The organism is Streptomyces sp. CB02414, from assembly GCF_001905385.1.
GTDB lineage: Bacteria > Actinomycetota > Actinomycetes > Streptomycetales > Streptomycetaceae > Streptomyces.
Genome location: NZ_LIPF01000014.1, coordinates 1 through 21,491, shown reverse-complemented (window position 1 = coordinate 21,491; position 21,491 = coordinate 1). Strand labels below are relative to the sequence as shown.

The window sequence follows — 21,491 nt, the reverse complement described above, 5'->3', positions numbered from 1 at the left end:
TTCAGTCGACTGGTGCCGGAGCGGGAACGGCTGCGGGGCGCGCGCGGCGGTGGCGGAGGCCGGACGCGACGTGGGAGAGGAAGAAGAGGCTCACCGCGAGCGCCGAGACGGTCGCGCCGGCGGCGGTGCCCAGGTGCCAGGACAGGAGCAGGCCGCCGAAGGTGGCGGCGGTGCCGAGGAGCGCGGCCAGGACCATGACGCCGCGGACGCCGCGCGCCCAGGGCAGGGCCGCCGCCGGCGGGGCGATGAGCAGTCCCAGGACCAGCAGGGTCCCCACGATGTGGAACGAGGCGACGATCGCCATGCCCAGCAGGCCGAGCAGCACCGCGTGTGCGAGACGGGGGCGCAGGCCGAGGGTGCGGGCCTTGCGCGGGTCGAACGCGAGGGCGAGGAAGGCGCGGTGGCCGAGGACCGAGACGGCCAGGGCCACCAGCAGGGCGGCGCCCAGCAGAAGGAGGTCCTGTTCCCGGACGGCGAGGACGTCGCCGAAGAGGAAGCCGGTCAGATCCACGGCGAAGGACTGCGAGCGCGAGACGATGATCACGCCCAGCGACAGCATGCCCACGAACAGCAGCCCGATCCCGGTGTCCTGGGACAGCCTCGGCGTGCGTCCGAGCGCGGTGACGCCCGCCGTCATGACGGCCGCGCTCGCCACCGCGCCCACCAGCGGACTGCCGCCGAGCAGCGCGGCCAGCGCGACGCCGGGCAGCAGCCCGTGGGACATGGCGTCCCCGAGGAAGGCCATCCCCCTGAGCACCACCCAGGTACCGGCCGGCGCGCAGATGGCGGACACGAGGATGCCGCCCCACAGGGCGCGCTGGACGAACGTCACTTCGAACGGGGCTGTCAACCACTCCATGCGAGGACACTACAATGAAAATCATGTTCACCAAACCGCGCCCTTCGCCGGTCCCTCCCACCCGACGGACGACACGCGTCCGCTTCAGTCGGCTGAGCGCCGGCTATCCGGGCCGTCCGGTGCTCCACCGAATAACCGCCGAGATACCGGCGTTGGCCACCACGGCCCTCGTCGGCCCGAACGGCAGCGGGAAGTCGACGCTGCTCGGCGTCCTGGCCGGTGTGATCCGGCCGACAGCGGGAGACGTGCACCACGACGGCGACCGGCCGCCGGCCTTCGTGCCGCAGCGCGGTGCCGTCGCGGACGCCCTGCCCCTGACCGTCCGGCAGACCGTGGAGATGGGACGCTGGGGCGAGCGCGGCCCGTGGCGCCGGCTGACGCGCGAGGACCGCGCGCGCGTGGACTCGGCGCTCGACCGGCTGCACGTCGCCGACCTCGCCGGACGCCAGCTCGGGGAACTGTCGGGCGGTCAGCGCCAACGCGTCCTCGTCGCCCAGGGGCTGGCCCAGGACTCGGACCTCCTGCTGCTGGACGAACCGACCACGGGGCTCGACCCCGAGGCCAGGGAGCGCATCGCGACGCTGCTGACGGAACTGGTCGCCGACGGCGTGACCGTCGTCCAGGCCACCCACGACCTTCATGCCGCCCGCTCGGCGGACGCGTGCCTCCTGCTCCGTGACGGCCGCCTGGCCGGACAGGGGCACCCCGACGCCGTGCTGACCACGTCGGCACTGGCCGAGGTCTGGCAGCCCGTCTGACAGCCGCACCCAACCGATATCCGCTGTACGCCGGTTCGCGGGGCCGGAAGACTTCCGGCCATGGAGTTGACGCACTGATGATGAGCACGGACGCGTACTCGGCCCTGTCCGCCGTGGAGATCGCCGGGCTGGTGCGGCGCGGCGACGTGACGGCCGTCGGCGTCGTCACGGCGGCCCTGGCCGGCATCGAGGAACGCGACGACGGTGTCCGGGCGTTCACCGAGGTATGGCGTGCGCAAGCCCTCCGCCGGGCCCGCGACGTCGACGCGCTGCTCGCCCGCGGTGACCGCCTGCCGCTCGCGGGCGTGCCGATCGGCGTCAAGGCGAGCGAGGGTCCCGGCTCCTGGCAGAACGTCAGGCTGGCGGCAGCCGGTTGCGTACCGGTCGGCGCCACCGCGGTTCCGCGCACCGGCAAGGGCTGGCAGACCTACGGGCACACCGGGCGGGGCCCCACCCTCAACCCGTTCCACGCGGCGTGGTCGCCCGGCGGCTCGTCGGCGGGCTCGGCGGCCGCGGTCGCCGCCGGCCTCGTTCCTCTCGCGAGCGGATCCGACGGCGCCGGATCGGTGCGCATACCCGCCGCCTGGTGCGGCGTCATCGGGTTCAAACCCACCAACGGCCGGCTGCCCTCCCGCGACCGGGCGGGCCTCAACTCACCGGGCGTACTCGTCCGCGATCCGGCGGACGCCCTCGCCTACCTCCGGGCGGTCGGCGAAGCGCCGGAGCCGGCCGGGCGTCCGGCCTACCCGCTCGCCGCGGTCTGGTCGGCCGACCTGGGCCATGCGGACACCGACCCCGCGGTCACCGCGGTCGCCCGTCGGGCGGCTGTGCGACTGGCCCGCGGCCGGCTGATCACGCTGACGGGCTCTGCCGGCCTCGCGCTGGTCGACCCCGCCGATGCGTGGACCTCGCTCCGCGCGGGGGCGTGCGACCGTACCGACGTGGCCGGCGTCGCCGCCAACGACCGGCTACTGCGCCGGTGTTTCGAGGAAGCCGACCTCATCCTCACGCCCACCACCCCGCATCCGCCGCACGGCCATGACGGCCCCGGTGATCGGATGAGTGTCGCCCTGACCTGGGCGTTCAACATCAGCGGGCATCCGGCGCTCAGTCTGCCGGCCGGGTTCACCCCGCGAGGCGCACCCGTCGGCCTCCAGATCGTGGCCCGCCCGCACGAGGAGGGGACGCTGCTCGGCGTCGCTCGGGATGCCACTCGCCTCCTGTCCGCCCGGCGCCCCCTCGTGGCGGCGCCGCCCCCCGCCGGTCGCTGACGGCCGCTCCCGCGCTCACCGGCGCCGCGGCGTTCAGGTCAGTCCGGCCGCCGTGACGGCCAGGGCGGTGCGCAGGGTCGCCGCTAGATCGGCCCGGGCGGTCGCGGGATCGGTGCCCGGCTCGGCCGTCCGGTAGGCGTGGTGCTCGACCGCCGCACGGAGCGCGGCGTTGAGCATGGCGGCCCGGATGGCGGGCCGTACGTCGTCGGCCGGCAGCCCGGCGCCAGGTCCCGCCGAAGTCGCCGCCCTTCTCCAGGACACGGACCCGTCCGATGCCCCGCCGGCGCAACGGCGCGCCCGCCAGGATGCCGCCGAACCCGCCGCCGACGACCGCGACGTCCACCCGGTCCCGCAGGGGCTCGCGCTCCACCGCCTCCGCCTCCGCCGCGTACGGATCGTCGGCGTGGTAGCCGAACCCGGCGTCGGCGGCGCGGTACTGCCGGGTGCCGTCGGGGCGCACGCGCCGCTCCCTCTCCAGGCGGAAGCGGCGCCTGAGCTCGGCCAGGGCGTCCGGGGAAGGAGCCTGCGAGTTCGTCATGTGGGGGGACCGGCGGAGGACGCCCTGCCCCACTCCGGCTCGACGCGCGATCGCGGACAGCGGTGCGCCGAGGCCGTGCGCCGCGTAGATCTCCCGGGCGGCGATGACGAGAGCGGCCCGGTTGCGGCCGGCCACCCTGCGCCCGTCGTTGGCGGGCGGCGCTCGTCGGGTACGGGTTGCTGAGACACACCCGGAGCGTATCGGTGCGGCGTGGTCTGCCCTCAGTCCATCTGTTCGAGGAGAGCGAGCCGCACCCTGAAGGTGCACCCCCGGCCCGGGGCGGTGTCGACCTGGACGTCGCCGCCGTGGGCCGCCACGAGAGAGCGCACGATCGACAGCCCCAGTCCGGCACCGGCTCCGGTGGCCCGGCTGCGCGAGGCGTCGGCGCGGTAGAACCGTTCGAAGACCCGCCGCCGCTCCTCGGGCGAGAGGCCCGGTCCCTGGTCGGCCACCTCCAGCACGGCGAGCCCGTCCTCCACGCCCACTCCGATGCGGACGGGTGTCCCGCCGGGCGAGTGTGCGACGGCGTTGCCGACCAGGTTCGTGACGACCTGCCGCAGGCGTTCCTCGTCCGCGAGCGTCTGGGCCGTGGCGGGCCTGCCGCCGCCCGGCCCGGTGAGCGTGACGGGGCGGGTGGCGTCCAGGGCCCGCACGTCGTGGAGGGCGTCGGCGGCGAGAGTGCGCAGGTCCATCGGGGCGCACTCCAGCGGGAAGGCGGGTGCCGGGCCGATCCCGGTGACGGGGCCCTGAGCCGCCTCGTCCAGGCGCGCCAGGAGGAACATGTCCCCCACCAGACGGGTCAGCCGCTCGGACTCCTGGGCGATCCGTGTCATGAGGTGGTCGGTCTCCCGCCGGGTCGGCGAGGCGCCCATGCGGTACAGGTCGGTGTACCCCTTGATGCCGACGAGCGGAGTGCGCAGTTCGTGACTGGCGTCCGCGAAGAAACGCCGCATCCGTGACTCCGCTTCCGCGCGGGCGCGGAACGCGGTGTCGATCTGGTCGAGCATCCGGTTCAGGCAGGTGGTCAGCCGTCCCACCTCGGTCTGCGCACCGGCCGTCTCGGGAATCCGGTGCGAGAAGTCGCCCGAGGTGATGGCCTCGGCGGTCTCCTCGATGCGGGTCAGCGGCCGCAGGCCGGAACGTACCGCGAACAGCCCGGCCAGGGCGAGGACGCCGAGCAGTACCCCGCCGGCGGTCAGGGAGACGGTCCGGGTCTTCTGGACGGTGCGGTCCACCTCGTCCAGTGACGTCGCCACGACGACGCTGCCGCGGCCGGTCGGTGTGCCGGCCGGGACGAACGACTGGTCGGGCCGGGTCAGTGCGACGACCCTCCAGGTGTGGTCTCCTTCGCGTGCCGGAACGGTGAAGGGCCGTCCCGCACGGTCGAGCACGGCCTGCCGGCCGAGTTCGGGCAACTGCGGCCCGCCCCCTGGAGCGGCGGTGGTGGAGTCGAAGGTGTTCCGGTGGACGCCCGCGTCGTCGACGTACGAGACGGTGGTGTCCTCGAAGGAGCTCAGCACGCGCACGTTCTGCGGGTGGTCCGTGCCCGGCGGCGGTGTGACGCGGGCGGCGATCTGTGCCGTGGTGTGCAGGCGGGCGTCGACACGTCCCTCCAGGTAGTCGTGGAGAGCGATGCTGACGACGAGGCCCGCCGCGAGGAGGCCGGTCGCGACCAGGGCGGTGGCCAGGCACAGCAGGCGGGTGCGCAGGGACACACGCGCCAGGGCGCGCCGCGCCTCTCCGTGCGGCAAGCGCGGTTTCCGGAGCGTTCGTGGTGCCTTCATGCCCGCGGTCCCCGCAGTACGTACCCGATGCCGTGGACGGTGTGGATGAGTTTGGGGCCGGCCCGTTCCACCTTCCGGCGCAGGTAGCTGATGTACGTGTCGACGATGCTGGGGTCCCCGTCGAAGTCGTAGCGCCAGACGTTCTCGAGGATCTGGGCTTTGGACAGGGTGAGCCCGGCGTTGGCCATCAGGAAGTGCAGCAGACGGAATTCGGTGGGGGACAGGCGCACCGGCTGCCCGGCCCGGGTGACCAGGTGGCCGTCGGGATCCAGGTCGAGATCGCCGACGGTCAGCGAGCCGGACGCTTCACCCTTGGTACGGCGCAGCACGGCGTGGATGCGGGCGATCAGTTCCTCGAGGTCGAAGGGCTTGGTGATGTAGTCGTCGCCGCCCAGGGTGAGGCCGGTGATCCGGTCCTGCCGGGTCTCCCGGGCGGTGACGAACAGGACGGGCACGTCGCCGCCGAGCCCTGGGCCGGCCCTGCGGGGCTGGGTGCGCAGCCTGCGGATCACCTCGAAACCGTCGATGTCCGGGAGCATCACGTCCAGGAGCACCAGGTCCGGTGGGCGCCGGGCGGCCGTCTCCAGGGCCTCTCGCCCGTCCGCCGCGACGTCGACGTCGAATCCCGCGTAGCGCAGGGCGGCCGGCAGGAGATCGCGGACGGTCGGTTCGTCGTCGACGACGAGCAGGCGGCCCTTGGGCGAGGAGCCGCGGTGTGCTGCCCGGTCTGTTGTCATGGCTGGCCGTTCCGCTTCGCTGTACTGGGTGACCGGGGCCGGTCCGGCGGCGGTGGGCCGGCCGGACCCGCCCCGGGAGGAGGTCGTGTCCTCGTCTCACTCGCGAGGACGGGAGCTCGTCGTCCTCGAGGAAACCCCACGAACCTGTGTGCGGTCGCCGCCCCTGCCCGGGCCCGCACCCGTCCGGACCGCGTGGAGCCTGCTGCCCGCGTAGCAGGCGAGGCCCGCGAGGAGGAAGCCGGTGAGAGCCGGCAGCCGCACGGAGCCGTCGAGGCCGGCGTCCATCCCGCCCATCTCGCTGCCCATGAGGGAGAAGCCGATCCCCACCGAGACCTGCGAGACCAGGCCGAGGAGCAGGACGCACAGGCCCACGGCCACACCGGCGCGCAGCGCGAGTTCCAGGTGCCTGCCGAGGAGGGCGTCGGACTCTTCGCGGGCCGTTCGCGACGGAGTGCGGGCGGCGGTCCGGTGTCCGGCGTACACGAGCAGACACATGAGGACGGTCAGGCCGATCAGCCACAGGGGAAGACCGGCCACGGCCTTGCCGCTCAGGTCGGTCTGCTGGGATCCGGCGCCGGTCGCGCCGCCGAGGCCACCGGCACCGCCCGTGCGTCCGAAGCCGCCCAGGCCGCCCATCATGCCGCCGCCCTCGGGCTGCCGGCGCTCCAGACCGGCCTGCCAGGACGCACCCAGCCCGGAGGTGAGGACGGCCGAGATCAGGTTCGGGGCGGCCAGGAGCAGCGCTCCGGCGGCCTTCGCGGCCTGAGCGCGTCCGGCGGCCGCGGCCCCTCCGGCGAGCAGCGCCAGAAGCAGGGCGGCGGTGCACAGCGCGGTGAAGATCCCGGTCAGGGTCGAGGCGACCGGATTCCACTTGAGGCGCGCCCGGCTGAGCGCGACGGGGCCGGGCAGCGACGTACGGCGTGCCGCCACGCAGCCGAGGCCGATGACGAGCGCCGCTTCGACCACCGCGAGGAAGCCGGTCAGCGCGACGTCCGCGGCGAAGTCGACGGAGGAGATTCCACCCCCGCCCGTCAGCTTGCCGAGTCCTCCGCCCGGCCCGCCGCCCTCGCCGAGCCTTTCCGAGACGCTTTCGGGAAGGCTCAGCGAGCCACGGGCCAGGGCCGCCAGTACGGGCACGACGACCGCGGCGGCGCCGAGCGCCCCGCCGGTGCGGGCGATCAGCAGTGCGGGAGCCGGGCGAGTGCGGCGGCGCAGCGGTCGGAAGAAGGACCAGCCCAGCACGGCCGCTCCCAGGAACGTGAGCATCAGCGGCATCGCCGACACCTGACCGGCTACCCCAAGGCCCATGCCGCCGCCACCGCCGAACATGCCGAGCAGGCCTCCGGCGTCGCCCTTCGCGGCGAGGTCGGCCGACAGGTCGATCCCGCCGCCGAAGGCCAGGCTGACGACCGCCGGGACGAGCCGGGACAGCGGTGCGACGGCGTCGGCGCCTAGGGCGAGCAACGCCACAAGCGCGGCGCCCGCCATGACCGCGACGGCGGCCGTGACGGCGAGGGCTCCTTCGATCGCGTGGCGTGCGGCGCCTCCGGCCGGCCTGAGTGAGGCTCCCGCCCTGTCCGGGCCGGTCCCTCGCCTCGTAGCGGGTCCCTCGGCCCGGGTCGCTCGTGCCGACCGTGTCGTCGGCCGTGTCGTGGATGTACGGCTCATGGCGTCAGCGCACCTCGTACGGCTCGGCGGGAACGACGGTGCCGGCCGGCGCGGCACCGGGCCGCGCCGGCGCGTGCAGGCCCTGGCCCTCGACGTCCACGTGCGGTACCCAGCGGTCCAGCCACCGGGGCAGCCGCCATGCGCGGTGGCCGAGCAGGGCGAGCACCGCGGGGACCAGCGTCATGCGGACGACGAAGGCGTCGAAGAGGACCGCGATCGCCAGGCCGAACCCGATGGTCTTGACCATCTGCTCGTCAGAACCCATGAATCCGGCGAACACCGCAATCATGATCATCGCGGCCGCCGTCACGACCCGGGCGCTGTGCTCGAAGCCGTTGACCACGGCCCGTACGGGCTGCCGGTCCTCGAGGTACGCCTCGCGCATCCGCGTCACCAGGAAGACCTCGTAGTCCATGGCGAGGCCGAAGACGACGCCCACCATGAAGATCGGCATGATGGACATCACGGGGCCGGGCACCGCGACCCCGAACAGCGCGCCCAGCCAGCCCCACTGGAAGACCGCGACCACCGCACCGAGCCCGGCGGCGATGGAGAGCAGGAAGCCGAGGGCGGCCTTGAGCGGCACCAGGATCGAGCGGAACACGGCGATCAGCAGCAGGAACGCCAGACCGACGACGAGGGCGACGTAGGGCACCAGCGCCTCGGCGAGCTTCTGCGACACGTCGATGTTCATCGCGGTCGTGCCCGCGATCAGCACCTCGGCGTCCTCGCCCGCCACCTCGGGGCCGCGCAGGGTGTGGACGAGGTCGGTCGTCTCCTCGCTGCCGGGCGCCATGGTGGGGACGACGGTGAGGACGGCGGTGTCCTTGCTGTCGTTGAATCGCGGTGGCGACACCGTGGCGACGCCGTCGGTGGCCCGGATCCGGGTGGCGGCGTCATGTGCGGCGGCCTGGGCGTCCCCTCCGTCGTCGGCCCGGACGACCGCGGTGAGCGGGCCGTTGAGACCGGGGCCGAAGCCGTCGGCGAGCAGGTCGTAGGCGCGACGCTGGGTGGTGGACGTCGGCTTGGACTCGTCGCCGGGCAGACCGAGCTCGAGCGAGGCGGCCGGGACCGCCACGGCGATGAGGGCCGTACCGCCGACGAGCAGCACCGCGAGCGGGCGCCGGGTGACGAACCAAGCCCAGCGCGCGCTCACGCCGGGACGCGGTCCGACGGTGGCGGACACTCCCTCCCGCGCACGGCGTTTCCCGTCCCGCACGCGGCTCCCGCGGGCACGGGCGGGCCGGACGCGCTTGCCGGCGATGCCGAGCAGGGCGGGAATCAGCGTGACGGCGATCAGCACGGCCAGCGCGACGGTTCCGGCCGCGGCGAGGCCCATCTGCGACAGTGCCGGGATGCCGACGACGGGCAGTGCCGCGAGCGCGATCACCACGGTCAGGCCGGCGAAGACGACGGCGGAGCCCGCCGTTCCCACCGCGTGCGCGGCGGCGTCCTCACGGCTCCTGCCGTGGGCCAGCTCGTCGCGGTAACGGGAGACGACGAACAGCGCGTAGTCGATACCCACGGCCAGGCCCAGCATGGAGGCCAGTACGGGCGTGGTCCCGCCCAGTTCGAGCGGTGCCGCCAGGACCTTGATCACGCACGTCGCGACGCCGACGCCGAGCAGTGCGGTGAGCAGCGGCAGCCCCGCCGCGATCAGTGCGCCGAAGGTGATGACCAGCACCAGGGCGGCCACCGCGAGCCCGACGGCCTCCGAGGAATGACCGCCCGTCGGCGCCTCGGAGACCGCGTTGCCGCCGGCCTCGACCGTGAGACCCCTGGCGCGTGCCTCCTCCACCGTGTCCGTCAGCGCCTCGCGCGAGGTGTCCGCGAGCTCGCCGACCGTCACGCCGTACGACACCTGCGCGTAGGCGGTCGTCCCGTCGTCGCTGACGGATCCCGTCCTGAAGGGGTCGGTCACCCGCTCCACCTGCGGCGCCTCGCCGAGCGCCCGAACGGCGTCCTCGACGGCCCGCTTGCGGTCCGGAGCGGTCACCTTGCCGTCGTCGGACCTGAACACGACACGTGCCGTCGCGCCGTCCGCCTTCACCTCCGGAAAGCGCTCTTCCAGGAGGTCGTAGGCCTGCTGGGCCTCGGTCCCCGGCATGGCGAAGTCGTTCGGCGGCGCGGCGTCGGCGCGGGCGGCGAGAACCCCTGCCGCCACGAGCAGCCCCGCCCACAGGACGGTGACCCACCACCTCCACCGAAAGGAGAACTTGCCAGTCTTATAGAGGAATGCAGCCACGAGCGGCCCCCGGTCATGTTGCCGACCATCTGAACGGGGCAAGAGTCGCACCTGCTTTTGACCGGTTTCGGAGTGATTCCTGGGAGCTTTCTGAGAGGGACTCGGCACGGGTACCGCGGACGGCGGGCGTGGGGACCGGGGCGCGCCCGTGGCGGTCTCGCACGTGACCTTCGCTGCCGCAAGGCCGATACTTCCGGGAGGACCACTGAGGCCGTCTGCCGTCCTTCCCAGGAGGTACCGATGAAGATGCTGATCAACGTTCCCGAAACCGTGGTCGCGGACGCGCTGCGCGGTATGGCGGCCGCCCATCCCGAGTTGACGGTGGACGTCGAGAACCGGGTGATCGTGCGGCGGGACGCTCCCGTCGCCGGGAAGGTGGCCCTGGTGTCCGGCGGGGGCTCCGGGCACGAGCCGCTGCACGGGGGGTTCGTGGGGCCCGGGATGCTGTCGGCGGCCTGTCCGGGTGAGGTGTTCACCTCGCCGGTGCCGGACCAGATGGTGCGGGCCGCGGCGGCCGTGGACAGCGGGGCCGGAGTGCTGTTCGTCGTCAAGAACTACACCGGTGACGTGCTCAACTTCGACATGGCCGCCGAACTGGCCGAGGACGAGGGCATCCAGGTGGCCAAGGTGCTGGTCGACGACGACGTGGCGGTGACGGACAGCCTCTACACGGCCGGGCGGCGCGGCACGGGGGCGACGCTGTTCGTGGAGAAGATCGCCGGGGCCGCGGCGGACGAGGGCCGGCCGCTGGAGCGGGTGGAGGCGATCGCCCGTCAGGTGAACGACAGCTCCCGCAGCTTCGGCGTCGCGCTCAGTGCCTGCACCACGCCCGCCAAGGGCAGCCCCACCTTCGACCTGCCGGCCGGTGAGCTGGAACTGGGCGTCGGCATCCACGGGGAGCCCGGCCGGGAGCGGCGCCCGATGATGACCTCGGGCGAGATCGCCGAGGCCGCCGTCGACGCGGTACTGGCCGACCTCAGCCCGCGCAACCCGGTGCTGGTGCTGGTCAACGGCATGGGCGCCACGCCGCTGCTGGAGCTGTACGGCTTCAACGCCGAGGTGCAGCGGGTGCTCGGCGAGCGCGGTGTCGCCGTCGCCCGCACCCTCGTCGGCAACTACGTCACCTCGCTCGACATGGCGGGCGCCTCGGTCACCCTGTGCGAGATCGACGAGGAGCTGCTCGGACTGTGGGACGCGCCGGTGCGGACGCCGGGTCTGAGGTGGGGCATGTGACGGTGGACGGGGAAAGGACCGGTACGTACCTACCAGGCAAGGAGATCCTGTGCTCGACGCCGACTTCTTCCGCCGCTGGATGACGGCGGCCGCCACGTTGGTCGACCGTGAGGCGGAACGGCTCACCGCCCTCGACTCACCCATCGGCGACGCCGACCACGGCAGCAACCTTCAGCGGGGTTTCACGGCTGTGGCGGCCACGCTGGAGAAGGAAGCGCCCGGCACGCCCGGGGCGGTCCTCACCGTCGCCGGGCGGCAGCTGATCTCCACGGTCGGCGGCGCCTCGGGTCCGCTGTACGGGACGCTGCTGCGCCGCAGCGGCAAGGCGCTCGGGGACGGCGCCGAGGTGAGCCCGGCGCAGCTGGCCGAGGCGTTGCGGGCGGGCGTGGACGCGGTCCGGACGCTGGGCGGCGCCCAGCCGGGCGACAAGACCATGATCGATGCGCTGGTGCCCGCCGTGGACGCCCTCGGCGACTCGTTCGCCGCGGCCCGCGCGGCGGCGCAGGAGGGGGCCGAGGCGACCACTCCGCTACAGGCCCGCAAGGGCAGGGCGAGCTATCTGGGCGAGCGCAGCATCGGGCACCAGGACCCCGGCGCCACTTCTGCCGCGCTGCTGTTCGCCGCACTGGAGGAGGCGGCCGGTGAGTGACGAGAAGCTGGTCGGGATCGTGCTGGTGTCGCACAGCGCACAGGTCGCCGCTTCGGTGGCGGAACTGGCGAAGGCCTTGTCGGGCGGCGGCGCCGCCGTGCCCGTCGCCCCGGCGGGCGGGACCGCTTCCGGGGAGTTCGGCACCAGCTCCGAGCTGGTCTCGGCGGCCGCCGCGTCCGTGGACCGGGGCGCCGGGGTCGCCGTCCTCACCGACCTGGGCAGCGCGGTGCTCACGGTGAAGGCGCTGCTCGCGGAGGGCGACGAACTCCCGGAGAACACCCGGCTGGTGGACGCTCCGTTCGTCGAGGGCGCGGTGGCCGCGGTCGTCACGGCCTCGACGGGCGCCGGCCTGGAGGCCGTCGAGGCGGCCGCCGCGGAGGCGTACTCCTACCGGAAGGCGTGACCCGGAAGCGCACGCCGCGTGCGGCGGGCGGCGGGGCGGGCACGCTCCCCGCCCCGCGGCCGGAACGCGCGCGCTTCACCCGCCGTCCACGAACTCCCGCGCGAGCCGCTCCCCCGTTTTCTCGGCGGCGGCCACGTCCTCGATCGGCTCGACCTCGCTGCCCTTGAAGACGATGTACGTCACGCCGGAGTCGGTGCCGCCCGCGTGCGGGTCGGCGGGGATGCCGAGAGATTCGGCGGCGGCGTAGGAGGCCTCGCCGATGAGCTCGCGCGGGCCGACGTCGCCGACGACGGCGTAACGGACCCGGTCGCCGTGGACGACGGCCGCGACCGATCCGCCCCGGACGTCGTCGGCGCGGTGGTCCCAGATGTCGCTGGGTTGCGGCACCACGACGTAGGGCAGCCGTTCGGCGTCCAGGGGACGGCCGTCCGACTGGGTGTAGGCGGTGGCGGGTGTGAAGTGCGGGTCGGTTCGGCTGTTGCAGCGGTCGCCGGGCCGGCCGTCGCAGTCGACGTCCAGGTCGGCCTTCCAGTACACGGCCCCCTTCGCGCCGCAGACCGGGATGTCGGCCGGCGCGCCGGCGTCGCTGCGGTAGCGGCCCTTGGAGACGGGGGCGCAGTCGCGCACCTTGGCCAGCAGGTCGGCGGCGCGGACGGGTCCCTCGCTCCGTGCGCCCGCTCCGGGCGCGGCCTCGTACTCGGGGCGCACGGCGGCCTCCGGAACCGGCGCGTCCGGCGGCAGCGGCACCGGCCCCATCCGGCGAGCGGACCGGTCCGCGCGGTCCGGTCCGCCGTGGGGCTGGTGACCGGGGCTGAACGGGGCCTGGGGGCCGGGCCGGGGCAGAGGCGGAGCGTCGGGGAACGTCGTGGGGGCGAGCAGGGCGGCGCTGGCCGCGACCAGTGTCAGCGACTGGACACGCACGTTGAGGCCTCTCCTGGGGGACATGGACGGTCACTCGGCCACATCTGTCCCCGAATCACTCACGCTGCCACCTTTTGTGGGCCGGACGGGGCACACCCTCTTGATGTGGCCGCGTCACTGACGCCATATTGGTCCGGACCATTGCAGTCATGCCGCCGCCGACCGAGCCGGCCCGACCGACCCGGCCTGTCTCCGTCCGAAGCCCCCTGGAGGAAGCGCCCGTGCGAGACGTCCCCGTCCCCGCCGCCCCCTCCCCCCTCCTGCGCCGCTGCGCCCTGCTCTGCACAACCCTCGCCCTGGTCGCCTCCTGCGGCTGGGGCACGGGCGACGACGGCGGGAAGAACGGCCCGCTGCCCGGGGCGCCGACGGGCGTCACCGCCGACGCGGGCAGCGCGACGACGGTGCACGTGATGTGGAACGCGGTCGACGGGGTCGAGGCGTACGAGGTGTACCGCGGCGGCGCACTGGCCGAGGAGGTGCCCGCCGCCGACCGCATGGTGGACGTCACCCGGCTGACCCCCTCGACGGCCTACGCCTTCACCGTGCGGGCGCGCGACGCCGACGGGCGGCTCGGGCCGCCCAGCCGGGAGGTGCGGGCGACCACCCCCGCCGCGGTCACCGACGACTCGGCGCCGACGCGTCCGGGGGACACGCGCGGCCGGGCGGTGGGCAGCCGGGCGGTCCGGCTCACCTGGTCCGCCGCGACCGACGACCGCGCGGTGGCGTCGTACGACGTGTACCAGGGCGGGGCGAAGGTGCACAGCGTCGGCGGCGGACAGACGGCGGCCGTGGTCACGGGGCTGCGTCCGGGCACCCGCTACTCCTTCACGGTCCGGGCGCGGGACGCCGCCGACAACGTCTCCCCCGCCGGCGCCGTCGTACGGCTCACCACACCGGGCTCCGACGACGGCCGCGCCACCGCGCCCACGGCCCTGCGCGCGTCCTCCCGTCACGCCGACGGGGCCTACTACATCGACCTCACCTGGACCCCGCCGCGCACGGACGGGGTGGTGACGGAGTACCAGGTCCACCTGGACGGCCGTCCGGCGACGTCCCTCGTCTACGGCGACGAGGCACCGCGCGACCGGGCCGAGTACAGCTTCTACGCGGGGCGGGAGTCCGGCGTCACGCACCGGGTGCGGTTGCGGGCCAGGCTGCCGGACGGCACCTGGGGCGGCTTCTCGGCGGAGCGGGAGGTGACGACGGGCGCGGGCGGGTGACGGACGTGCGGCCGTGCGCAGGGGTGGAGAGCGCGTCACCTGGCCGGTCGCGCTCCGCATGCGGGCGCGGGCGCCGCGCTGTTGGCTTCCCGTGAGGCAGCACGGGCGTTTCCGATCGCGGCGGCGCATGGGACGTACCGCCGACCGTGCCGCCGGAGGGCAGTCCACATGCGCATCTCTTCGCCACTCCTCCGCTCCGGCCTGACCGTGGCAGCCGCCGCGCTGCCCGTCGCCCTGACCGCCGGGCCCGCCGCCGCGGGCCCGGGCATCTCGGTGAGCACCACCGGGACCACGGTGTCGGTCACCACCACCGCCTGCGCCCAGCTCAACGGCAGCTGGGGCACCGCCTCGCTGATCACCGGCAGTCAGGGGGACTTCGCCCAGGGGCGCCAGGTGGCGCTGACCGGGAACAGCACCGGGCAGGGCGCCAGCTGGTCGGGGATCAGCCCGGGCACCTACACCGTCATCGTCATGTGCTCCAACAACAGCACCGCCGGCTCCCAGACCGTCATCGTCTCGGCGGCGCCCTCTCCTTCGCCGAGCCGTTCCGCCTCCCCGTCGCCCTCGCCCTCCGCGTCCGCGTCGCGCGGCGTGCTGGGCGGTCTCGGCGGGGCCGTCCAGGACTACGGCACGGCCACCCTGGTGGCGGGCGGCGCGCTCGTCGGCACCGGAGTCATCGCGGCGGCCTGGTTCCTGCGCCGGCGCTCGAAGCCGTACCGGTTCTGAGCCTGGACGGTTCTGGGCCGGTGCGCGCTCAGGCCCGCTCGCCCTCGCCCGGCAGTTCGCCGACACCTGCCAGCGCGTGCCTGAGCCACTGGGTCCAGAAGGTCTCCAGGTCGATGCCCGCCCGGAGGACCAGGTGCCGCAGCCGGTCCTCGGTGCTGTCCCGCTCCGGCGGGAAGTCCCGCTCCTCGATCTCCTCGTACTCGGCCAACTGCCGCTCGTGCAGCTCCAGATGGCGGCGCAGGTCCGCCTCGATGCCGGTGGTGCCGACCACGGCCGCCGCCCGCAGCCGCAACAGCATCGCGTCCCGCAGGGGCTTGGGGTCCTGCGGGGCCGCGGTCCAGCGGGCCAGCTCCTCCCGGCCCGCCGGCAGCACCTCGTAGGACTTCTTCTGCCCGCGGGCCGGCTGCTGCCCCGGCACGGCCCGGATCAGGCCGTCGGCCTCCAGTTTTCCCAGCTCGCGATAGATCTGCTGGTGCGTGGCCGACCAGAAGTAGCCGATCGACCGGTCGAACCGGCGGGTCAGCTCCAGCCCCGACGACGGCTTTTCGACCAGGGCGGTGAGGATCGCGTGCGGGAGTGACATGGGCTCATCCTAGGGACGGCCCCCGCATCGCCTACAGCGCCGCCGCGATCTCGGTGCCCTGCTTGATGGCCCGCTTGGCGTCCAGTTCGGCGGCCACGTCGGCACCGCCGATGAGGTGGACGCTGCGGCCGGCGGCGACCAGCTCCTCGTACAGGCCGCGGCTCGGCTCCTGGCCCGTGCACAGGACCACCGTGTCGACCTCCAGCACCGTGGACTCGCCGTCGACGGTGACGTGCAGTCCGGCGTCGTCGATCCGGTCGTAGCGCACGCCCGGGACCATGGTGACGCCGCGGTGCTTCAGCTCGGTGCGGTGGATCCAGCCGGTAGTCTTGCCGAGCCCGGCGCCGACCTTGGTGGTCTTGCGCTGGAGAAGGTGGACGGTGCGCGGCGGCGCGGGGCGCTCGGGGGCGGCGAGGCCGCCGGCGGTCCGGTACTCCGTGTCGACGCCCCAGAGGCGGAAGTACGTCTGAGGGTCCTCGTGCGCCTTGTCGCCGCCGTCGGTGAGGTACTCGGCGACGTCGAAGCCGATGCCGCCCGCGCCGAGGATGGCGACCCGGTCGCCGACGGGGGCGCCGTCGCGCAGGACGTCGAGGTAGCCGACGACGCTCGGGTGGCCGACGCCGGGGATGTCGGGGGTGCGGGGGGTGACACCGGTGGCGACGACGACCTCGTCGTGGCCGTCCAGGTCGTCCGCGCCGACCCGGGTGTTCAGGCGCACGTCGACGCCGTGCGCCGCCAGCTGCGTCCGGAAGTAGCGCAGCGTCTCGTCGAACTCCTGCTTGCCGGGGACCTTGCGGGCGACGTTGAGCTGGCCGCCGATCTCGCTCGCGGCGTCGTACAGGGTGACCTCGTGGCCTCGCTCGGCGGCGCTCACCGCACAGGCGAGGCCCGCGGGTCCGGCGCCGACGACCGCGACGCGCTTGCGTCGCCGGGTCGGGGTGAGGACCAGCTCGGTCTCGTGGCAGGCGCGCGGATTGACCAGGCAGGAGGTGATCTTGCCGCTGAAGGTGTGGTCCAGGCAGGCTTGGTTGCAGCCGATGCAGGTGTTGATCGCCTCGGGGCGGCCGGCCGCGGCCTTGGCGACGAAGTCGGGGTCGGCGAGCATCGGGCGGGCCATCGACACCATGTCGGCGGTGCCCTCGGCGAGCAGCTGCTCGGCCACTTCGGGGGTGTTGATGCGGTTGGTGGTGACCAGCGGCACCGTGACCTCGCCCATGAGGCGCCTGGTGACCCAGGTGTAGGCGCCGCGCGGCACGGAGGTGGCGATGGTGGGGATGCGGGCCTCGTGCCAGCCGATGCCGGTGTTGATGATGGTGGCTCCGGCGGTCTCGACGGCCTTGGCGAGGGCGATCACCTCGTCGAGGGTGGAGCCGCCGGGGACCAGGTCCAGCATGGACAGCCGGTAGATCAGGATGAAGTCCTCGCCGACCGCCTCGCGCACCCGGCGGACGATCTCGACGGGGAAGCGCATGCGGTTCTCGTACGAGCCGCCCCAGCGGTCGGTGCGGTGGTTGGTGCGCGCGGCGATGAACTCGTTGATGAGGTAGCCCTCGGAGCCCATGATCTCGACGCCGTCGTACCCGGCCTCGCGGGCGAGGCGGGCGGTGCGGACGTAGTCGTCGACGGTGCGCTCGATGTCGGCGTCGGTCAGCTCGCGGGGCACCTGCGGGCTGATCGGGGCCTGGAGGGGGCTCGGGGCGACGAGGTCGGGGTGGTAGGCGTACCGGCCGAAGTGCAGGATCTGCAGGGCGATGCGGCCGCCCTCGCGGTGCACGGCCTCGGTGACGGTCCGGTGCCGCTCGGCCTCCGCCTCGGTGGTGAGCTTGGCGCCGCCCGGGTAGGGGCGGCCCTCGTCGTTGGGGGCGATGCCGCCGGTGACGATGAGGCCGACTCCGCCGCGGGCACGGGCGGCGTAGAAGGCGGCCATGCGCTCGAAGCCGCGCTCAGCCTCTTCGAGACCGACGTGCATGGAACCCATCAGGACCCGGTTCGGCAGCGTGGTGAAGCCCAGGTCCAGCGGGCTCAGCAGGTGGGGGTATCGGCTCATCGGGCCCTCCGTGCGCGGTGTGGTGCCTCTGTTGTAGAGGACCACCGCCTCTTTGTGCAACTAGTTGCACAAAGAGGCGGCGCACACCACACCGCCGCGCCGGCGGGCTCGCGTCAGTGACTTTCCAGCCTCACGTGCAGCTCCCGCTCCTGATCCCCGGAGGCCGTGCTCAGGTCGTGCACGGTGAACAGGGAGTCCAGGGTGGTGCGGAAACGCTCGATCGCCCAGTAGCCGCCCTGCACGTCGGCGTCCACGGACGCCGCGAGCCGGGCGGGGTCGCACTCGCCGTGGGCGTCGGCCACGTCGAACGTGCCGAGCCACACGGTGGGGCGCACCTCGTGGTAGTCCCGGGGCACCTCGTCCGAGCGCCGGTCGGACGAGTAGCACGCGCACAGCGCGTCGAACACGGTCCGGGCGTCCTCCTTGCTGCACCCGCTCAGCTCCACCGAGACGGACTCCGGGTGCAGTCGCTCACCGTCCATCGTCATCGCTCCTCTCGTGGCCCGTACTCGTGGCCCATATCCCCAGAAAAGCACCACCCGGGGCCGAGCACTACCGGCGCGGGTCAGCCCCGGGTGAAGCGGTAGGTCTTGCTGTCGGTGAGCACGCAGAAGCCCGGCGACACGACGATCACGCGCAGGGTGCCGGTGCGGCGGTCGTAGTCGATGCCCTCCGCCTCGAAGGAGCCGGAGCAGGCGCTGCGCAGCGGCAGCTGCCGCAGGGCGGTGACGTGGCCGGTGACGTCCGCGGTGCCGTTCGGGGCGGCGGACAGGTCGATGCGCAGCAGGGGCTTCGTGACGCCGAAGAGGGTCCCCTCGGGGTCGTCGGAGGAGCAGAGCAGCGTCGTCGCGTCGAGGAAGTCGCAGCCCTGGACGTCGCGCACGGCGTGGTCCAGGTGGACGGTGGCCGCCTGCGGCAGGTTCGCCGACGGTGAGGTGGCCGGGTTGACGCCGGGCGTCGGGAAGACGAGGAGCCGGTTCATGGTGCCCCACTCGCCGGACAGCATCCACTGGCCGTCGGGCGAGATCGCGGACCAGGAGTTGTTCCGCGCCTCCCCGGGGCTCAGCGTGTGCACGTACTCCGACCACCGGCCGTCGGGTGCCTGCACGCGGAACATCTTCGTGTTCCCGTCGTCCCGCTGGTACGGCTCGACGTAGTGACCGTCGGAGGAGGCGTCGGGGTCGCCGACGTGGTTCCAGCCGCGGGCGCTGAGGCCGAGGGGGATGGTGCCGACGCCGGTGTAGCGGTTCGGGCTGCCGGCCGGGACCTCGACGGAGGCCAGGCCCTGGCTCTCGGTCAGCGGGTCGGCACGGTCGGAGCCCACCTCGGTCCAGGTGCCGGCGGCCGGGGCCGCCTGTGCGGAGGCACCGGCGAGGGTGAGGGTGAGGGCGGCGAGTCCGCCGAGGGCGGTGAGACAACGTTGCCGGGCGCGCAGGGGCATGGGCGGGCGCTCCTTGGTGGGGGCGGGGGGTACGCACTCGGCGGACAGTCTGTCCGCACCTCGCAGTCATGTACAGACCAACTCCGGCCCCGGTGCCGGCCCGGAACTGCCCCCGCCCGTACTCCGTCCGGCGGCGGTCGCCCCCGCGCCGGGTGATGCTGGAAGGAGACGGCAGCGGGCCTCGGCGAATCGGCCCTGTGCACGGTGGAACGCGGTAGAACAAGGGAGTCGGCATCGACAGGGCGTGCCGCGTGGAACGGCGAAGGCGGGGCGTGGGATGAGTGCAGCCGGGTCTGCCGGTTTCGACGGGAACGCCGTGTCGCGCGGGCCGGTGCGGCCCAGCGGTCTGCTCGACGTGCTGAACGTGGCCTCGGTGGTGCTGGACACCGAGGGCCGGATCGTACTGTGGAGCCCGCAGGCCGAGGAGCTGTTCGGCTACTCGGCGCCGGAGGCGCTGGGGCAGTACGCCGCCCGCATCATGGTCGACGAGCGCCACCTGGACCTGGTCGTGAAGCTGTTCGCCGACGTCATGAGCACGGGCCGGAGCTGGGCCGGGGCGTTCCCCATCCGCCGCAAGGACGGCGGGACGCGGCTGGTGGAGTTCCGCAACATGCGCCTGCTGGACGACCGGGGGGACGTCTACGCGCTGGGGCTCGCCGTCGACCGGTCGACGGTGCGCCGGCTGGAGCAGGACGTGGCGCTGTCCACGCGGGTGATCCGGCAGTCCCCGATCGGGCTCGCCGTCATGGACACGGAGCTGCGGTACGTCTCGGTCAACCCGTCCCTGGAGCGGATGAACGGCCTGCCGGCCGAGGAGCACATCGGCCGGACGGTCCGCGAGGTGCTGCCGCTGGTGGACGCCGCTCCGCTGGAGGAGGCGGCGCGCCTGGTGCTGGAGACGGGACGGCCGGTGGTCGACCGGGCGGCGACCGGGCGGACCCCCGCCGACCCGGACCGGCACCACACCTGGTCGGTCTCGCTGTACCGGCTGGAGGACGCCGTCGGTGCCGTGCTCGGGGTGGCCGTGTCGGTGGCGGACGTCACCGAGCAGTACGAGGCGGGCGTCGAGGCGGAGGCCGCACGGCGCCGGCTGGCCGCCGTGGCGGACGCCTCGGCCCGGATCGGGACCACGCTGGAGCTGGACCGCACCGCGCACGAACTGGCCGACGTGGCCGTGCCCGGCCTCGCGGACATCGCGGCCGTGGACCTGCTGGAGACGGTGGTGAAAGGCCGGCGCAGCACTCTCGGCCCGGCCGAGCCGGCCGTGATCCGCGCGCTGGCCGTGCAGGCCCAGGACGCCCCCGAGGCGCTGCGGGCGGCCGACCGGCCCGGTCAGGTCGCCCGGTACGGGCCGGACCGCCTGGTCACCGAGTGCGTGCGCACGGGGCTGCCGGTGATGGTGGAGCGGGTGACCGAGGAGGACCTGCCGCGGATCGCCCGCTCCCCCGAGGCGGCAGAGCTGCTGCGCCGGGCGGGCGTGCACTCCTACCTGGCCGTGCCGCTGATCGCGCGGGGCGAGGTGCTCGGCGCCCTGGACCTGAAGCGGATGCGCAACCCGCTGCCGTTCGGCGAGGACGACCTGCTGCTCGCCCGGGAGCTGGCGGTCCGGGCGGCGCTGCAGATCGACAACGCCCGCTGGTACCAGAACGCCCGCGACGCCGCCCTCACCCTCCAGCGCAGCCTGCTGCCCAGTCATCCGCCCGTGACGGGCGGGCTGGAGGTCGCCTCCCGCTACCAGCCGGCCGAGGCCACCAGCGAGGTCGGCGGCGACTGGTTCGACGTGATCGAACTGGAGGGCTGCAAGACGGCGCTCGTGGTGGGCGACGTGATGGGCAGCGGCATCGCGGCAGCGGCGTCCATGGGGCGGCTGCGCACCGCGACCAACACCCTGGCCGCCCTCGACCTCGATCCGGCGTTCCTGCTCGAACACCTCGACCGGACCACGGCCGGCCTCGACCAGGCCATCGCCACCTGCGTCTACGCCGTCCACGACCCGCACCTGCGGCAGTGCCGGATCGCCAACGCGGGCCACCTGCCCCCGGTCCGGCTGCGGGCGGGCCGCCCGCCGGAGCTGCTGGACCTGCCCACCGGGGTGCCGCTGGGGGTGGGCGGCGTCCCGTTCTCGACCACCACCGTGGACCTGGAACCGGGCGACCGGCTGGTGTTCTACACCGACGGTCTCGTCGAGACCCGCAGGCATCCGCTGGACGAGCGGCTGGACGCGCTCCTCGCGCTGCTGGAGGGCCCGGACCGCCCGCTGGAAGAGGTGTGCGACCTGCTCCTGCGCACCCTGCACGAGCCGGACAACTCCGACGACGTGGCCCTGCTGATCGCCCGGGCCACGCCGCCGGACAGGCCCTAGGTGTGTTGACCGGACAGGTTGGTGACACGGCTGGCTGGTGTCTGGC

General features: G+C 73.9%; 19 protein-coding genes and 1 pseudogene. 8 read left to right on the top strand and 12 right to left on the bottom strand.

Annotated elements, in window-relative coordinates; translation table 11 throughout:
* Window position 1 precedes the first annotated feature (1 nt).
* Complete coding sequence (gene aztB, locus AMK11_RS34265) at window positions 2-859, bottom strand: zinc ABC transporter permease AztB (RefSeq protein WP_073732030.1); 858 nt, start codon at window positions 857-859, stop codon at window positions 2-4.
* 14 nt (window positions 860-873) lie between these two features.
* On the opposite strand from aztB, the gene aztA reads away from it, so the two are divergent.
* Window positions 874-1,617 carry a zinc ABC transporter ATP-binding protein AztA gene (aztA, locus tag AMK11_RS34260; protein WP_073732029.1) on the top strand — a complete coding sequence of 248 codons (744 nt, stop codon included), beginning with the start codon at window positions 874-876 and terminating at the stop codon, window positions 1,615-1,617.
* A 77-nt stretch (window positions 1,618-1,694) separates the two neighbouring features.
* A complete protein-coding gene (locus AMK11_RS34255) occupies window positions 1,695-2,888 on the top strand; it encodes an amidase family protein (RefSeq protein ID WP_073732028.1) in 1,194 nt (397 codons plus the stop codon).
* A gap of 33 nt (window positions 2,889-2,921) precedes the next feature.
* Here the strand turns inward: AMK11_RS34255 and AMK11_RS38290 are convergent, their stop codons facing one another.
* The 6 genes and pseudogenes from AMK11_RS38290 to AMK11_RS34225 all read right to left on the bottom strand — a co-directional run bounded on the left by AMK11_RS38290 (window position 2,922) and on the right by AMK11_RS34225 (window position 9,860).
* Window positions 2,922-3,149 carry a hypothetical protein gene (locus AMK11_RS38290; RefSeq protein ID WP_241847150.1) on the bottom strand — a complete coding sequence of 76 codons (228 nt, stop codon included), beginning with the start codon at window positions 3,147-3,149 and terminating at the stop codon, window positions 2,922-2,924.
* Window positions 3,064-3,426 (bottom strand): annotated as a pseudogene (locus AMK11_RS38285) (NAD(P)-binding protein); the annotation flags it as partial. The gene AMK11_RS38290 and the pseudogene AMK11_RS38285, both read right to left, overlap by 86 nt.
* Window positions 3,427-3,647: 221 nt before the next feature.
* Window positions 3,648-5,177, bottom strand: a complete 1,530-nt coding sequence (locus AMK11_RS34240; protein ID WP_241847145.1) for a sensor histidine kinase — start codon at window positions 5,175-5,177, stop codon at window positions 3,648-3,650.
* Between the two features lie 29 nt (window positions 5,178-5,206).
* Window positions 5,207-5,947 (bottom strand): response regulator transcription factor, encoded by a 741-nt coding sequence (locus AMK11_RS34235; protein WP_073732026.1) that lies wholly within the window; start codon window positions 5,945-5,947, stop codon window positions 5,207-5,209.
* A 96-nt stretch (window positions 5,948-6,043) separates the two neighbouring features.
* Window positions 6,044-7,474: a streptophobe family protein gene (locus tag AMK11_RS34230; protein ID WP_274535692.1), complete on the bottom strand. Its 1,431-nt coding sequence runs from the start codon at window positions 7,472-7,474 to the stop codon at window positions 6,044-6,046.
* A gap of 145 nt (window positions 7,475-7,619) precedes the next feature.
* The gene (locus AMK11_RS34225) at window positions 7,620-9,860 is read right to left on the bottom strand and encodes an MMPL family transporter (protein WP_079187875.1); all 2,241 of its coding nucleotides are present in this window, start codon (window positions 9,858-9,860) and stop codon (window positions 7,620-7,622) included.
* A 240-nt stretch (window positions 9,861-10,100) separates the two neighbouring features.
* On the opposite strand from AMK11_RS34225, the gene dhaK reads away from it, so the two are divergent.
* The 3 genes from dhaK to AMK11_RS34210 are packed head-to-tail and all read left to right on the top strand — an operon-like array spanning window position 10,101 to window position 12,145.
* Window positions 10,101-11,093: a dihydroxyacetone kinase subunit DhaK gene (gene dhaK / locus AMK11_RS34220; protein ID WP_073732024.1), complete on the top strand. Its 993-nt coding sequence runs from the start codon at window positions 10,101-10,103 to the stop codon at window positions 11,091-11,093.
* 49 nt (window positions 11,094-11,142) lie between these two features.
* Window positions 11,143-11,742: a dihydroxyacetone kinase subunit DhaL gene (gene dhaL / locus AMK11_RS34215; RefSeq protein ID WP_073732023.1), complete on the top strand. Its 600-nt coding sequence runs from the start codon at window positions 11,143-11,145 to the stop codon at window positions 11,740-11,742.
* Window positions 11,735-12,145, top strand: a complete 411-nt coding sequence (locus tag AMK11_RS34210) for a PTS-dependent dihydroxyacetone kinase phosphotransferase subunit DhaM (RefSeq protein WP_073732022.1) — start codon at window positions 11,735-11,737, stop codon at window positions 12,143-12,145. The genes dhaL and AMK11_RS34210 overlap by 8 nt, the downstream gene beginning before the upstream one ends.
* A 75-nt stretch (window positions 12,146-12,220) precedes the next feature.
* Here AMK11_RS34210 and AMK11_RS34205 read toward each other — a convergent pair whose 3' ends face one another.
* Window positions 12,221-13,066 (bottom strand): glycoside hydrolase family 75 protein, encoded by an 846-nt coding sequence (locus AMK11_RS34205; RefSeq protein WP_073732021.1) that lies wholly within the window; start codon window positions 13,064-13,066, stop codon window positions 12,221-12,223.
* Window positions 13,067-13,287: 221 nt separating this feature from the next.
* Between AMK11_RS34205 and AMK11_RS34200 the strand changes: the two genes are divergently transcribed.
* Both AMK11_RS34200 and AMK11_RS34195 read left to right on the top strand, forming a co-directional pair.
* A complete protein-coding gene (locus tag AMK11_RS34200) occupies window positions 13,288-14,286 on the top strand; it encodes a fibronectin type III domain-containing protein (RefSeq protein WP_073732020.1) in 999 nt (332 codons plus the stop codon).
* Between the two features lie 168 nt (window positions 14,287-14,454).
* Window positions 14,455-15,012 carry a hypothetical protein gene (locus tag AMK11_RS34195; RefSeq protein ID WP_073732019.1) on the top strand — a complete coding sequence of 186 codons (558 nt, stop codon included), beginning with the start codon at window positions 14,455-14,457 and terminating at the stop codon, window positions 15,010-15,012.
* A 28-nt stretch (window positions 15,013-15,040) separates the two neighbouring features.
* On the opposite strand, the gene AMK11_RS34190 is transcribed toward AMK11_RS34195, so the two are convergent.
* From AMK11_RS34190 to AMK11_RS34175, 4 genes are all read right to left on the bottom strand, one after another.
* Window positions 15,041-15,595, bottom strand: a complete 555-nt coding sequence (locus AMK11_RS34190; protein ID WP_073732018.1) for a PadR family transcriptional regulator — start codon at window positions 15,593-15,595, stop codon at window positions 15,041-15,043.
* Window positions 15,596-15,626: 31 nt separating this feature from the next.
* Window positions 15,627-17,642: an NADPH-dependent 2,4-dienoyl-CoA reductase gene (locus AMK11_RS34185; RefSeq protein WP_073732017.1), complete on the bottom strand. Its 2,016-nt coding sequence runs from the start codon at window positions 17,640-17,642 to the stop codon at window positions 15,627-15,629.
* Between the two features lie 113 nt (window positions 17,643-17,755).
* A complete protein-coding gene (locus AMK11_RS34180; RefSeq protein ID WP_073732133.1) occupies window positions 17,756-18,124 on the bottom strand; it encodes a hypothetical protein in 369 nt (122 codons plus the stop codon).
* 83 nt (window positions 18,125-18,207) lie between these two features.
* Entirely contained in the window at window positions 18,208-19,083 is an 876-nt protein-coding gene (locus AMK11_RS34175; protein ID WP_073732016.1) for a hypothetical protein, read from the bottom strand.
* 277 nt (window positions 19,084-19,360) lie between these two features.
* Between AMK11_RS34175 and AMK11_RS34170 the strand changes: the two genes are divergently transcribed.
* Window positions 19,361-21,445 carry a SpoIIE family protein phosphatase gene (locus AMK11_RS34170; protein ID WP_073732015.1) on the top strand — a complete coding sequence of 695 codons (2,085 nt, stop codon included), beginning with the start codon at window positions 19,361-19,363 and terminating at the stop codon, window positions 21,443-21,445.
* Window positions 21,446-21,491: the final 46 nt, after the last annotated feature.